Source organism: Pedococcus dokdonensis (assembly GCF_900104525.1).
Classification (GTDB): Bacteria; Actinomycetota; Actinomycetes; order Actinomycetales; family Dermatophilaceae; genus Pedococcus; species Pedococcus dokdonensis.
Genome location: NZ_LT629711.1, coordinates 350,345 through 362,586, shown reverse-complemented (window position 1 = coordinate 362,586; position 12,242 = coordinate 350,345). Strand labels below are relative to the sequence as shown.

General features: G+C 71.8%; 16 protein-coding genes. 7 read left to right on the top strand and 9 right to left on the bottom strand.

Annotated features, from left to right (window positions below):
- A complete protein-coding gene (locus BLQ34_RS01800) occupies nucleotides 1-1,719 on the bottom strand; it encodes a DAK2 domain-containing protein (protein WP_091780672.1) in 1,719 nt (572 codons plus the stop codon).
- A 170-nt stretch (nucleotides 1,720-1,889) separates the two neighbouring features.
- Here BLQ34_RS01800 and rpmB point away from each other — a divergent pair, with 170 nt between their 5' ends.
- Complete coding sequence (rpmB, locus tag BLQ34_RS01795) at nucleotides 1,890-2,084, top strand: 50S ribosomal protein L28 (RefSeq protein WP_055814433.1); 195 nt, start codon at nucleotides 1,890-1,892, stop codon at nucleotides 2,082-2,084.
- A 102-nt stretch (nucleotides 2,085-2,186) separates the two neighbouring features.
- Here rpmB and thiL read toward each other — a convergent pair whose 3' ends face one another.
- Nucleotides 2,187-3,152: a thiamine-phosphate kinase gene (thiL, locus tag BLQ34_RS01790; protein ID WP_091780669.1), complete on the bottom strand. Its 966-nt coding sequence runs from the start codon at nucleotides 3,150-3,152 to the stop codon at nucleotides 2,187-2,189.
- A 183-nt stretch (nucleotides 3,153-3,335) separates the two neighbouring features.
- Between thiL and BLQ34_RS01785 the strand changes: the two genes are divergently transcribed.
- A complete protein-coding gene (locus BLQ34_RS01785) occupies nucleotides 3,336-3,569 on the top strand; it encodes an Lrp/AsnC family transcriptional regulator (RefSeq protein ID WP_056884115.1) in 234 nt (77 codons plus the stop codon).
- 13 nt (nucleotides 3,570-3,582) lie between these two features.
- On the top strand, nucleotides 3,583-4,065 hold the full coding sequence (locus BLQ34_RS01780) for a DUF3515 family protein (protein ID WP_157692851.1): 483 nt from the start codon (nucleotides 3,583-3,585) through the stop codon (nucleotides 4,063-4,065).
- Nucleotides 4,066-4,074: 9 nt separating this feature from the next.
- On the opposite strand, the gene BLQ34_RS01775 is transcribed toward BLQ34_RS01780, so the two are convergent.
- On the bottom strand, nucleotides 4,075-4,584 hold the full coding sequence (locus tag BLQ34_RS01775) for a putative immunity protein (RefSeq protein WP_091780666.1): 510 nt from the start codon (nucleotides 4,582-4,584) through the stop codon (nucleotides 4,075-4,077).
- 116 nt (nucleotides 4,585-4,700) lie between these two features.
- Between BLQ34_RS01775 and BLQ34_RS01770 the strand changes: the two genes are divergently transcribed.
- The gene (locus BLQ34_RS01770; RefSeq protein ID WP_091780663.1) at nucleotides 4,701-4,910 is read left to right on the top strand and encodes a DUF6582 domain-containing protein; all 210 of its coding nucleotides are present in this window, start codon (nucleotides 4,701-4,703) and stop codon (nucleotides 4,908-4,910) included.
- Nucleotides 4,911-4,987: 77 nt separating this feature from the next.
- On the opposite strand, the gene BLQ34_RS01765 is transcribed toward BLQ34_RS01770, so the two are convergent.
- The 3 genes from BLQ34_RS01765 to BLQ34_RS01755 form a co-directional block, all read right to left on the bottom strand.
- Nucleotides 4,988-5,269, bottom strand: a complete 282-nt coding sequence (locus tag BLQ34_RS01765; RefSeq protein WP_091780660.1) for a hypothetical protein — start codon at nucleotides 5,267-5,269, stop codon at nucleotides 4,988-4,990.
- Between the two features lie 128 nt (nucleotides 5,270-5,397).
- Nucleotides 5,398-5,769, bottom strand: a complete 372-nt coding sequence (locus tag BLQ34_RS01760) for a nitroreductase family deazaflavin-dependent oxidoreductase (protein WP_091780656.1) — start codon at nucleotides 5,767-5,769, stop codon at nucleotides 5,398-5,400.
- 98 nt (nucleotides 5,770-5,867) lie between these two features.
- Nucleotides 5,868-6,461 (bottom strand): GNAT family N-acetyltransferase, encoded by a 594-nt coding sequence (locus BLQ34_RS01755; protein ID WP_091780653.1) that lies wholly within the window; start codon nucleotides 6,459-6,461, stop codon nucleotides 5,868-5,870.
- A 358-nt stretch (nucleotides 6,462-6,819) separates the two neighbouring features.
- Here BLQ34_RS01755 and BLQ34_RS01750 point away from each other — a divergent pair, with 358 nt between their 5' ends.
- Nucleotides 6,820-7,179 carry a hypothetical protein gene (locus tag BLQ34_RS01750; protein WP_157692850.1) on the top strand — a complete coding sequence of 120 codons (360 nt, stop codon included), beginning with the start codon at nucleotides 6,820-6,822 and terminating at the stop codon, nucleotides 7,177-7,179.
- A 77-nt stretch (nucleotides 7,180-7,256) separates the two neighbouring features.
- Here the strand turns inward: BLQ34_RS01750 and BLQ34_RS01745 are convergent, their stop codons facing one another.
- Nucleotides 7,257-8,387, bottom strand: a complete 1,131-nt coding sequence (locus tag BLQ34_RS01745; protein WP_091789075.1) for a D-alanine--D-alanine ligase family protein — start codon at nucleotides 8,385-8,387, stop codon at nucleotides 7,257-7,259.
- Between the two features lie 73 nt (nucleotides 8,388-8,460).
- Here BLQ34_RS01745 and BLQ34_RS01740 point away from each other — a divergent pair, with 73 nt between their 5' ends.
- A complete protein-coding gene (locus tag BLQ34_RS01740; RefSeq protein WP_231961393.1) occupies nucleotides 8,461-9,534 on the top strand; it encodes a trans-sulfuration enzyme family protein in 1,074 nt (357 codons plus the stop codon).
- Here the strand turns inward: BLQ34_RS01740 and BLQ34_RS01735 are convergent.
- Nucleotides 9,531-10,529 carry an NAD(P)H-dependent glycerol-3-phosphate dehydrogenase gene (locus BLQ34_RS01735; RefSeq protein WP_091780643.1) on the bottom strand — a complete coding sequence of 333 codons (999 nt, stop codon included), beginning with the start codon at nucleotides 10,527-10,529 and terminating at the stop codon, nucleotides 9,531-9,533. The genes BLQ34_RS01740 and BLQ34_RS01735 overlap by 4 nt on opposite strands.
- The gene (locus BLQ34_RS01730) at nucleotides 10,526-11,287 is read right to left on the bottom strand and encodes a lysophospholipid acyltransferase family protein (protein ID WP_331712517.1); all 762 of its coding nucleotides are present in this window, start codon (nucleotides 11,285-11,287) and stop codon (nucleotides 10,526-10,528) included. The genes BLQ34_RS01735 and BLQ34_RS01730 overlap by 4 nt, the downstream gene beginning before the upstream one ends.
- 96 nt (nucleotides 11,288-11,383) lie before the next feature.
- On the opposite strand from BLQ34_RS01730, the gene cofC reads away from it, so the two are divergent.
- Nucleotides 11,384-12,241, top strand: a complete 858-nt coding sequence (cofC, locus tag BLQ34_RS01725) for a 2-phospho-L-lactate guanylyltransferase (protein WP_091780640.1) — start codon at nucleotides 11,384-11,386, stop codon at nucleotides 12,239-12,241.
- Nucleotide 12,242 lies beyond the last annotated feature (1 nt).

Genomic DNA, 12,242 nt, shown 5'->3' with positions numbered 1-12,242 from the left:
CTACTCGACCCCGAGCAGCAGCGGGTAGTGCGGCTGGCCGCCCTGGATGACGCTCACCTCGACGTCGCGGTGCCCGCGCTCGATCCGGAGCCCGAGCCCCTCCGCGAGTCCCTCGGGCGCATCCGCGCCGCCGATCACGGTGACGAGCTCGCCGCCGCTGCTCAGCAGCCGGGCGACGACGTCGATCGCCACTTCCTCGAGGTCGGAGCCGACGATGACGACGTCGCCGGCCACCGCCCCCAGGACGTCACCGGCCTCGCACGGCCCGGCACTCGTCAGGGCCTGCTTGCTCGCGATGGCGACAGCGCCGTGCCGGGTGGCCGCGGCGGCGTGGGACATCTGGGTCGCGTTGCGGGAGCCGGATGCAGTCGGGTCGAAGACCGCGAGCGCGGCCAGCCCCTGGACGGCGGTGCGTGACCGGACGACGTGGAGCGTGACGCCCTCCTGCTCGGCCGCACTCGCCGCAGCCTCTGCGGCCATCACGGTGTCACCGTCGTTGGGGAGCACGACGACCTCGAGGGCGTGCGCTGCCCGCGCCGCGTCGAGCAGCTGACCCGCCGACGCCCGGCGCCCGGGGCCGCTCGCGACGACGAGCGCCCCCGCCTCCTCGAACACCTCGGCCAACCCCGGACCGGCGGCGCAGGCGACGACGCCGACCGTGGCCGCCGGCTTGCCCGCACCCGCTCGGTCCCGGCCCCCGGCGTCGTCGCCACCACCTGCAACAGCAAAATGCGTCACCCGCACGCGGTAGGGGCGACCCGCCTCGATGCCGGCCTCGACGGCAGCACCGACGTCGTCGACATGGACGTGGACGTTCCACAGGTCGGGGCCACCGACGACGAGCAGTGAGTCGCCCAGCCCGTCGAGGGTGGTCGTCAGGGTCGCGACGCGCTCCTCGTCGGTGTCCCGCAGGAGGTACATCACCTCGTAGGCAGGACCACCGAGCGTCAGGTCGCCCTCGCCGGTGGGCGCCCCGCCGGTGGCGCCGGTCGGCTCGACCACACCCCCGACCTGGCTCCAGTCCTCACGGCGGCGCATCGAGTCGTCGGCAAAGACCTCCATCCGCTCGCCGACGTGCGTGCCGTCCTGGTGGACGACCCGGGCGAGCGCCTCCAGCAGCAGGAGGTAGCCGGCCGCGCCCGCGTCGACGACGCCGGCGCGCTCGAGGGCCGGGAGCTGTGCAGTGGTGGCGCGCAGCGCCTCGGTCGCCGCGTCGAGGGCGTCCTCGGCGACCGCGACCAGGCCACGGTCGACCGCGGCAGCACCGGCCTGCGCTGCGGCACGGGCGACCGTCAGGATCGTGCCTTCCGCCGGGCGGGTGACGCTCGCATAGGCGCGCTGGCTGGCCCGCTCGAGACCGTCGGCGATGATCTCGGCCCCGGCCTGCTCCGACCCTGACTCGGCGATCGCCTCCGCGAAGCCCCGCACCAGCTGGCTCAGGATGACACCGGAGTTGCCGCGGGCGGTCAGCAGCAGCGAGCGAGCGAGGGCCGAGCACTCCTGCTCGAGCGTGGCCGCACCGAGGATGCCGGCCTTCTCGTGCTCGGTGCGCACGGCGTCGAGCGCGGCGTCGAGGCTGAGGTAGAGGTTGGTGCCGGTGTCCCCGTCGGGGACCGGGTAGACGTTGAGCGCGTCGATCTCGGCCCGGCGCGCCGCGAACGCCGCGCGGGTGAGCACGGCCCATCGCCTCGCGTCCACGGCGGTGAGGGCTTCGAGCACGGTGGCAGGCTAGCCGCAGCAGGCGTCACCGGCCCCGTTTTGGCCGTTGCGGCACACCTCGGCTACGCTTGACCGGTTCCCATGACCTCTGCGTCGCTGGTCTGTGCCCGTGCGCAGGACCATCCGGGACCGACCTCATTCTTGTACGTATCGAAATCAGGAGAACACCCGTGGCTGCCAACTGCGACGTCTGCGGCAAGGGACCGAGCTTCGGTCACAACATCTCGCACTCGCACCGCCGCACCAAGCGTCGCTGGAACCCGAACATCCAGCGCGTCAAGGCGCTGGTGGGCGACGCGGGCGTGACCCCGAAGCGTCTCAACGTCTGCACCTCGTGCCTCAAGGCCGGCAAGGTCAAGCGCTGACCCTGCCCCCGCGGCATACCGAATCGAGCCGATCTCCCCACGGGGAGGTCGGCTTCTTTCATGCCCGGATTTCCTGCTACGCCCGGACGTGTCGATTTCCTGCTACGCCCGGAAGTGGTCCCAGCCCCGCGGCTGCTGGACAGCGCCGTCGAGGGTGACGCCCTCGCCGGCCTCGACCACGCCGATCGTGCGCCACCCGTCCGGGGCTGCGCCGGTGAAGGTGGCCAGGAGGCTGTGCTCCTCACCACCGGCCAGCACGCAGTCCAGAGCCTGCTCCCCCACCACGGGCTCCAGCTCCGCGACGTCGCCGTGCAGGGCCGTCGGCGACAGCGCGAGGCGCACGCCGCTCGCTCCAGCGACCCGGTGACCGTCACGGAGCAGCCCGTCGCTCAGGTCGATCATCGCCGTCGCGCCGGCGTCGGCGGCTGCCGGGCCCTCGGTCAGCGGCGCCTGCGGCCTGAGGTGGTGCTCGATGCACCAGCCGCGTATGCCGTCCGGCTGCGTCCGCGGGTCGGCGCCGGACTGGAGCAGGGCGAGCCCGGCCGCTGACCGGCCGAGCGGCCCGCACACGGCGACGACGTCCCCGACCCGGGCACCGCTGCGCAGGACCGGCGCCCGGCCGTCCAGGTCACCCAGGGCGGTGATCGACACCATCAGCACGCCGTCGGGAGCCGACGACAGATCGCCCCCGGCGACGGCCACGCCGAGGTCCGCGGCCTGCTCCCCCAGGGTTCGGGCGAAGTCGACCGCCCAGTCGAGCGGCGTTGCCGGGTCGGCCACCAGGGTCACGAGCACGGCGGTCGACCTCGCTCCCATGGCGGCGACGTCGGCGAGGTTCTGGGTGAGCAGCTTGGTCGCCACGTCACTCGCACCCGACCACTCGTCGAGCCAGTCGCGTCCCCTGATCATCGAGTCGGTGGTGGCCACCGTGCCCGGTCCGGTGCGCAGCACGGCAGCGTCGTCACCCGGCCCGACCGCGACTCCCGGGGAGGCCCGGAAGAAGGGAAAGATCCGGCGCAGGAGCTCCGACTCGGAGACGTCTCGCAGGGTGAGGGGCGCCGTGACCATGACTTGACCTCCTCGTGACGGGTCGGGGGAGACGGGTGGGACACGGGCACGGTAGCGTCTGGCATGGCCTTGGCGAGCCCCGGCCCGATCCGTATCGCCAAGGGCGCAGCCGCCGAGAGCCACAACCCGAACAGCCATTACCCGAACAGCCGTTACCCGAACAGAAGTGTGAGGTGCCACGTGGTGGTCCAGGCCTACATCCTGATCCAGACCGAAGTCGGCAAGGCGGCGTCCGTCGCCGAGGCCATTGCCGGGATTGCCGGTGTGGTGCTGGCCGAGGACGTCACCGGTCCCTACGACGTGATCGCCCGCGTCGAGGCCAACACCGTCGACGAGCTGGGCAAGCTCGTCATCGCCAAGATCCAGGACGTGCCGGGCATCACCCGCACCCTGACCTGCACCGTCGTCCACGTCTGAGCGTCCGGTCGACGTGCGCGCCCGCCTGACGGCAGCGCGCCCGCTTCGCACCACGACCGCCGGCCTCCTCGTCCTCGGGGTGGCCGGCGGTCTGCTGTCCGGGTGCTCGTCCCTGGTCGAAGTGTCCCCGCCCCAGCACGCGGTGGAGTGCGAGCCGGCGACTGCGCGCTGGCCCGCCAAGGTGTCCGGCCAGGCCTCGCGTGGGGTGGACGTCAACGGCGGGGTCGCCTCGGACGCGCACGCCTGGGGAGACCCGGCGATCATCGCGACCTGCGGCTGGCCTGCCCTCGGCCCGACCGACAAGGAGTGCCTCGACGTCGACGGCGTCGACTGGGTCGTCGAGCAGCTGAGCGACGGAGCCAGGTTCACGACCTACGGGCGCGAGCCTGCGATCGAAGTGCTCGTCCCCCACGCCTATGCGCCGGAACCCTTGCTGCTGCCGGCTTTCGGCGAGGCCGCCGGTGCACTCCCGTCCAACGGCCGCAAGTGCGACTGACGGGCCTGCTCAGTCGCTGAAGACCGACCAGCAGATGGCGTTGCGACGTTCCTGGTCCTCGAGCACCAGGACGCGCACCTGCTCGGGCAGCTGTTCGCGCTGCCAGTCCCGCTCGGCGCGCCCGGCGTCTGCGTGGTGCGGAGCCGCATCCGCAGCCGCCTTGATCGCGTAGGCCGCCGCACCGAGGTCGTGCTCTGCGACGTGCCCGACACTGGCTGCCTGACCGGCCGCGTACGCCGCGAACCGCGCCGCCCCGCGCATCGTCCGGGCCGCGCCCATCGCGTGTCCGCCGAGCGCCCTGGCCCGCATCATCGGCAGCTCACCGCGAGCCCACGAGCGGGCCGCCTCGATGGCCTCCCGCGGGCGCGTGTCCCCCGGCTGCTCGCCCTCGAAGAGGTGCAGGACGTGCTCGGCGCACGTGGCAGCCCAGTTGGCCAGGGCCCGGTGGTCGGCATCCGTGAGCAACCCGCTGCGGCGGATCGTGACCAGCCGCGGGTCACGGAGCTCGGGAAGTATCACGCCCCCAGCCTGCCAGCAGCGACCCGACCGACCGGGTCCGCCACGACCCGAGAGGGTTGGGGTCCCCGTCAGCCGGGTATGGCCCCTGACATCGAAACCCTCGAGAGGAGTCGGACATGTCCAAGGACCTCAGTGACAGCGACAACCGCAAGAAGCTGAAGAGGTCGTCGTTTGCGCTGCCGGAGGAGGAGAAGTACCCGATCCCCGACATCGCACACGCCCGTAACGCCCTGGCCCGCGTCGCGCAGCACGGGACCGAGGCTGAGCAGAAGAAGGTCCGCGCGGCCGTGGAGAAGAAGTACCCCAGCCTGAAGAAGGACGACTGAGGCGCCTCGTCGTCGGTGGGGCCGCCGGCCCTCCCCCCAGTCCGCCCCCCAGTCCGTCGCGACGGGTTGGGTTCCCGTCAGTCCAGCCAGGTCTGCAGGGCGTGGGAGTGTGAGACGTAGGCGACCAACAGAAGAGCCGAGACTGCGATGGTGCTCCAGTGCAGGCGCCGGGCTCGCTGCGTCAGGGCAGGTCCTCCAGCCACCAGCGCCGCCCCGCTCACGAACGCCGCCAGACCGCCTGCCACGGGACCGAGGAACGCGCCGACCAGGAGCCCGACCACCCAGACGGCTTCGAGCGCCTCCGGGACCGCCAGCGTCCCTGAGTGCACCGGCACCCCGACGAAGACCAGGAAGGCCACGGCGCAAACCACTGCGACGGCGCACGTCAGGACGGCGTCACGTTCGGCAGGGGAAGCGGTCGCAACCTGAACGCGGGGCATGACGCCAGCGTGGCACCCCTGGCGACGTCTGACCAGCCCGCCCGACCTCAGTCGCCATCGACGCTGAGGACGATGAGCGGGCTGTGCTCCATCATCGTCGGGATGTCGGTGCGGCCCCAGCGTCGCGCAGCCGCCTCGATCATCGGGCGCCGTTCGTCGGGGTCGGTGACGACCCGGGCCCTCGCAGGCAGGTCTGCCTCGATGCCCTTCTTCAGATGGACGACGACGCGGGGGTCTGCCTCGATGTTGCGGATCCAGTCACGGACCCGGTCGGCACGCGGCATCCCCGTGATGAACAACAGGCCGTCCTCGTCGTGCATGAAGATCTCGATCCGACGTGGCTGACCGGTCCGTCGACCCGTGGTGGTCAGGTCGATGACCTGGCTGCGGTGCAGTGCCGAGCGAATGTCCTTGTCCATGCGTGCTCCTGGGCGCCGTCCGATGTCTCTTCGAGGTTCAGCGGGTGGTGAGCGCGGCGTATTCCCCGTCGGCCGGAGGCCTCAAGGGTCGTGGCGGCTCAGGCACGTCCGGCGGTCGACCGGTCGCGGCGGGCTTCCCACTGATCTCTCGTGACCTCGTACCGGAAGCCTCCGCGCTCGGCTCCCTCGACGGACTGCATCTCGTCCGGCGTGGGGATCGACTCGACGACGGACATCCCGACCTTCTCCATCACCCGCTGGGACGAGAGGTTGAGCGCCATCGTCTCGCCCCAGACGGTGTTGACGCCGAGCTCCGAGAAACCCTTGTCCACCAAGGCATGCGAACCCTCGGTCGCGTACCCCTTCCCCCACGCGTCACGGCGAAGCCGGTAGCCGAGCTCGACCTCGTCCAGCGGACCCGTGCGCTGCGGGCGCAGGCAGAACCAACCGATGAAGTCGCCCGTTGCCTTCTCGTGGGCGGCGAAGAGTCCGAACCGTCCGTTCCACCGCTCGTATGCCGCGAGGAGGCTCGGGATGACCTCGTCACGGACTTCGTCGTCCGACATCGACGGCTCACCGCCGGTGAGGAAGCGCATCACCGCGGGGTCACTGTCCAGCCCGATCAGCAGGTCCGCGTCCTGCGCGGTGAACTGGCGCAGCACCAGGCGCTCGCTCTCGACGTAGTCGGTCATGGTGGAAGCATGTCGGGGACGAGTCGCGTCGCCAAACGACTTTTGCGATGCCCGGCCACCCGGTCATCAAGGATCGCGCCGACTGGTGCAGTGGACGTCGAAGCGCCGTCGACGGCACAGGCCGTCGGCAACGAAGCCACAACGAATCCGTTCACCCACTGACGCGACTGGCACCACCCGCGCGACGCTGGTCGACATGGCCCCTCGTCGGTCACTCGTGACCCCGGCAGTCCTCGCCGTCGTCTGTGCCGTCGCGAGCGGATGCTCGTCCGCGGACTCAGCCCAAGCACCTTCTCCTCGCCCGTCGTCCCCGTCGACCACTGCCGGCGACGTGGCAGTGCGGACCTACGTGGACTCCGTGAATCGACTCTGCGACGCCTTGCTGCCCAAGGTGATCGAGGTGACTCACGGCGGCAGCCTCGACATCCCGCTGGACGACTTCTTCGAACAGCTCCCCGCCCACGCCAAGCTTCGCGCAGACTTCGATCGCGACCTGGCTCAGCTTCCCGTACCGGCCGCGGCACGGGCCAAGGCCGACATCCTCAAGGCCTACGTCGACTTCGCCAACGAGCTCGACGCCAAGCGTCTCGCGGCTGCGCAACAGGGGCAGGCGGCCTACGCGAAAGAGATCCAGGCCGAGCTGGCGACCGCCGCCAAGCACCCCTCCATCGCCGCGCGGAACGCGGCCGGCTTCCACGAGTCCTGCAGCGCCCGCTAGACCGGAGCTGCGGAGGCGGTAGTGCGAGTGCAGCCACTCGCGCGACGAGCTCAGCGCAGCGCTCAGCGCTGCCGGGCTCAGCGCAGGCCGACGGGGCGGGTCAGGGCGAGCTGGATGAGCTCGTCGATCAGCTCCGGGTAGGAGAGCCCGGTCGCCTCCCACATCTGGGGATACATCGAGTGCGGCGTGAAGCCCGGCATCGTGTTGATCTCGTTGATGATGACGTCGCCGGTGTCCGTGTAGAAGCAGTCGACCCGCGCAAGTCCTTCACACCCGAGCGCCTCGAACGCCGCCGCAGCCAGCCGCTGCACCTCCTCAGACACCGACTCGGGCACGTTGGCCGGGCAGGACAGCACCGCCCCGTCGTCGAGGTACTTGGCCTCGAAGTCGTAGAACTCGTGACCACCCTCGGCCGTCACCTCGATCTCACCGACGTGGGACACCCGTGGGGCATCGGTGCCGCGCCCTTGCAGCACGGCGCACTCGATCTCACGGCCGACGATCCCCTGCTCGACGATGACCTTGCGGTCGTGCTCACGGGCGAGCTCGATGGCCCCCTCCAGCGCCTCCGGCGAGGACACCCGCGAGATGCCCATGCTCGAGCCGGCGCGCGCCGGCTTCACGAACACCGGGTAGTCGAGCGCCCCCACCGCATCCATCGCGGCGGCCTTGTCGCGCTGCCACTGGGAGTCGGGGATGACGACATACGGGCCGACGGGAAGGCCGGCACCCGCGAACAGGACCTTCATGTAGTGCTTGTCCATCCCCGCCGCGGACGCGAAGACACCCGAGCCGACGTACCGGATGTCGGCCATCTCGAACATGCCCTGGATCGTGCCGTCCTCACCGAAAGGCCCGTGCAGCAACGGGAACACGACGTCGACCTCGCCCAGCGACGACGGGATCTCCTGCGGCTCCAGCGTGGTCAGCGTGCGGTCGGTGGTCGCCAGCGGCACGACGACGGCCGCCCCCGAAGCCGCCACCTCAGGAGTGCGGTCCGCGGTCAGCTCCAGCGCGCGCGGGTCACCGTCGGACAGCACCCAGTGCCCGTCCCGTGAGATCCCGATCGGGATGACGTCGTAGGCGTCACGGTCGATCGCGCGCATCACGCCGGCCGCCGTCGCGCACGACACGGCGTGCTCCGACGAGCGTCCTCCGAAGACGATGGCGACGCGGGGCTTGGCAGGTGCGGGCTGGTCAGCAGTCATCGCCGCCGAGCGTATCCCGCCCACCGACCGGGCACCGCCCGCGGCACGCGTGGCCGCCGCCTACGCTGGCGGCGTGAGCCACGAGCACCTGTCCCCCGCCTCCCGTGTCGTCGCCCTGGGCCGCCAGCCCCGTGTCCCGGGGGCCAACGTCAACGCGCCCCTCGAGTTCACCTCGACCTATGTCGCGGACGGCCCGGTCAACTACGCGCGCGGCGGCAACCCCACGTGGTCGGCCTTCGAAGAGGCCCTCGGCGCCCTGGAGGGTGGCGACGCCCTGGTCTTCGCCTCGGGCATGGCCGCCGTGTCGGCTGCCCTCACCCTGGTGCCCCACGGGGGCGCGGTCGTGGTCCCGTCGCACGCCTACAACGGCACGACCGCTCTCCTCGACCAGCTCGCCACCAGCGGTGCCGCGGTGGTGCGCCGGGTCGACCCGACCGACCAGGAGCAGGTCCGCGACGCGCTGCAGGGCGCCGCGATGCTCTGGGTCGAGTCGCCGACCAACCCCATGCTCGAGGTGTCCGACATCCGTGCGCTGGCCGCGATGGCCCGCGAGACCGGCGCGCTGACCGTCTGCGACAACACCTTCGCCACTCCCCTGGTCCAGCGACCCCTGGAGGACGGCGCCGACGTGGTGCTCCACTCGGTGACCAAGTACCTGTCCGGTCACTCCGACGTCATCCTGGGCGCCCTGGTCACTCCCTCGACCGACGCCGGCAAGGAGCTCGCCGCCCGGCTCGCCACGGCCCGCCTGCTGCACGGCGGCATCGCCGGACCGATGGAGACCTGGCTGGCACTGCGCGGTCTGCGCACCCTCCACGTGCGCCTCGAGCGCGCCACCGCCAACGCCCGCGAGCTGGCCGAGCGCCTCGCCGGCCACGCCCACGTCGACACCACCCGGTACCCGGGCTTCGGCGCGATCATCGCGATCGAGGTCCCCGGCGGCGGGGCCGGTGCCGAGCGCGTCGCCGCGGCCACCGACCTCTGGACCCATTCGACCAGCCTCGGTGGCGTCGAGTCCCAGATCGAGCGCCGTCGCCGCCACCCCGCCGAGCCCGCCACCGTGCCCGACAACCTCCTGCGGCTCTCGGTCGGCATCGAGGACGTCGAGGACCTCTGGCGCGACCTCGACCAGGCGCTGCGCCCCTAGTGGGCTTCGTTCTTCAGGGCCCGGCCCATCAGGGCTCCGACGACGTCCTCGGCGCGACGGCCATCGTGCACGACCGCGGCCACCTGCTCGATGATCGGCACCTCGACGCCGTGGTCGTGGGCGAGCTGCAGGATCGACTCGCAGGACTTCACGCCCTCGGCGGTCTGCTTGGTCACCGCGACCACCTCCTCGACACTCATGCCGCGCCCGAGGTTCAACCCGAAGGTGCGGTTGCGCGACAACGGTGACATGCAGGTCGCGATGAGGTCGCCCACGCCGGCCAGCCCCGAGAACGTCACCGGGTCGGCGCCGAGCGCCATCCCGAGCCGCGAGGTCTCGGCCAGGCCGCGGGTGATGATCGAGGCCTTGGAGTTGTCGCCCATGCCCAGGCCCTCGGCCATGCCGACGGCGAGCGCGATGACGTTCTTGACGGCACCGCTGAGCTCGGCGCCGACGACGTCGGTGGTCGTGTAGGGCCGGAAGTAGGGCGGGTTGGACGCCTCGGCGACCCTGCCCGCGATCGTCTCGTCGACGCAGGCGACCACGCTCGCAGCGGGCTGCTTGAGCGCGATCTCCTTGGCCAGGTTGGGGCCGGACACGACGACGATGCGACCGGGTTCCACGCCGCCGGCCTCCGCGATCACCTCGCTCATCCGCTTGGTGGTGCCGAGCTCGACGCCCTTCATCAGCGACACGATCGCCGCGTCACCGGGCAGCGCCCCACCCCAGTCCGCGAGGTTGGCGCGCAGGGTCTGCGACGGCACGGCGAGCACGACGATGTCGGCGCCGTCGGTGGCCTCGGCGGGGTCGGTGGTGGCGGTGATCCCGGCCGGCAGGGGTATGCCCGGCAGGTAGTCCTCGTTGCTCCCCGCGTTGATCTGGTCGACCACCGCCTGGCGGCGCCCCCACATGCGGACCGTCGTGCCGCCGTCGGCCAGCACCGCGGCATACGCGGTGCCCCAGCTGCCCGTCCCGAACACCGCAGCGGTCGTCATGCGCCATCTCCTTGGGTGCGGCGGAACTTGCCGGTCTCGGGCAGGCCGTGCTTGCGCGAGTCGAACCGCTCGGCCGGGGCCTGGGCGCCACGGATCGTCTCGAGCTCGGTGGTGATGGCTGCCATGATGCGGTCGGTCGCCTGGCGCAGGAGGGCACCGGTGACCGGTTGGTCGTAGAGGTCGCTGAGGTCGACCGGTGGGCCGGCGGTGATGTGCATGGTCTTGCGGGGGAAGATCCGCAGCCGCTTGGCATAGGGGGCGAGCATATCCTGGGGGCCCCACTGGGCCACGGGGATGACGGGGCACCGGGTGGCGAGGGCGATGCGAGCGGCCCCGGTCTTGCCGACCATCGGCCAGATGTCGGGGTCGCGGGTGAGCGTGCCCTCGGGGTAGACCGCGACGCACTTGCCGCTCTCGACCGCCGCGACGGCGGCCCGGAAGGCGTCGGCGGCCTGTCCGGTGTTGCGGTAGACGGGGATCTGCTCGGCGCCGCGCAGGATCGCGCCCACGACGGGGATGCGGAAGACGCCCTCCTTGCCGAGGAAGAAGGGCGGGTGGCCGTTGTCGACGAGGAAGTGCGCGAACGACAGGGGGTCGACGTAGGACAGGTGGTTCGGCGCGGCCACGAAACCGCCCTGGGCGGGCAGGTGGTGCGCTCCCCGCCAGTCACGCTTGGTCAGCACCATGAGCACGGGACGCAGGATCGCCACCGCGAACCGGTAGGCGAAGGGCAGAGCTCGTGCGCCGCGGGCGCTCACGTGGTCTCCAAATCGACGGGTGCGTGTGAGTGAGCATCCTCTCGGCTCGCGGGGTCGGTGTCGAGACAGCGCGCCAGCACTGGGACGATCGTGCTGATGACCACCCCCCTGGACTGGCGGCTCGTCGTCCCCGTCAAGGGGGGCGCGGGTGCGAAGACGCGCCTGCACCCGCCGCCCGGGGTCGCGCGCGAAGACCTGGCCCTCGCCCTGGCGACCGACTGCCTCACCGCCGTCTGCTCTGGTATGCCGTCGGGCCGGGTGCTCGTCGTGACCTCCGACGAGCGGGTGCGGCAGGTCGCCCGAAGGCTCGGCACGGTCGTCGTGGCGGACCCCGGCGCCGGTCTCGACGCTGCTGTGGTGGCAGGGCGCGACCACGCCGTCGCCGGCTCACCGAGCACGCCGGTCGCGGTCCTGCTCGGCGACCTGCCGGCACTCGAGGCAGGTGACCTGACCTCGGCCCTCGGGGCCGCGGCGGCATACCCGCTGGCTGTCGTGCCCGACGCCTCCGGCACGGGCACGGTGCTCCTCACGGCCCGCCACGGGGCGGACCTGGTCCCGGCGTTCGGGGACGGCTCCGCGGCCCGTCACGAGGCTGCCGGCCACCACCGGCTCGAGCTCGACCTGCCCCGACTGCGCACGGACGTCGACGACGACCGGGCCCTGCGGGAGGCGCGTGGCCTCGGGGTCGGGCCGGCGACCGCGGGCGTGCTGGCTGGGTCCCCGGATACGCTGCCGCCCATGCAGGCCAGCGTGCACACCTTCGACGAGTCCACCGGCGCCGGCTCGGCGCTGCTCGACGACGGCCGCGAGGTGCACTTCAGTGCGGCCGTGTTCGCGACCAGCGCGCTGCGGCACCTGCGCGTCGGACAGCGGCTCAGCGTCGACCTCGGCACCGGCACCGACATCGACCGGATGTGGATCGTGGGGATCGGCGACGACCAGACGATCGGCTGAG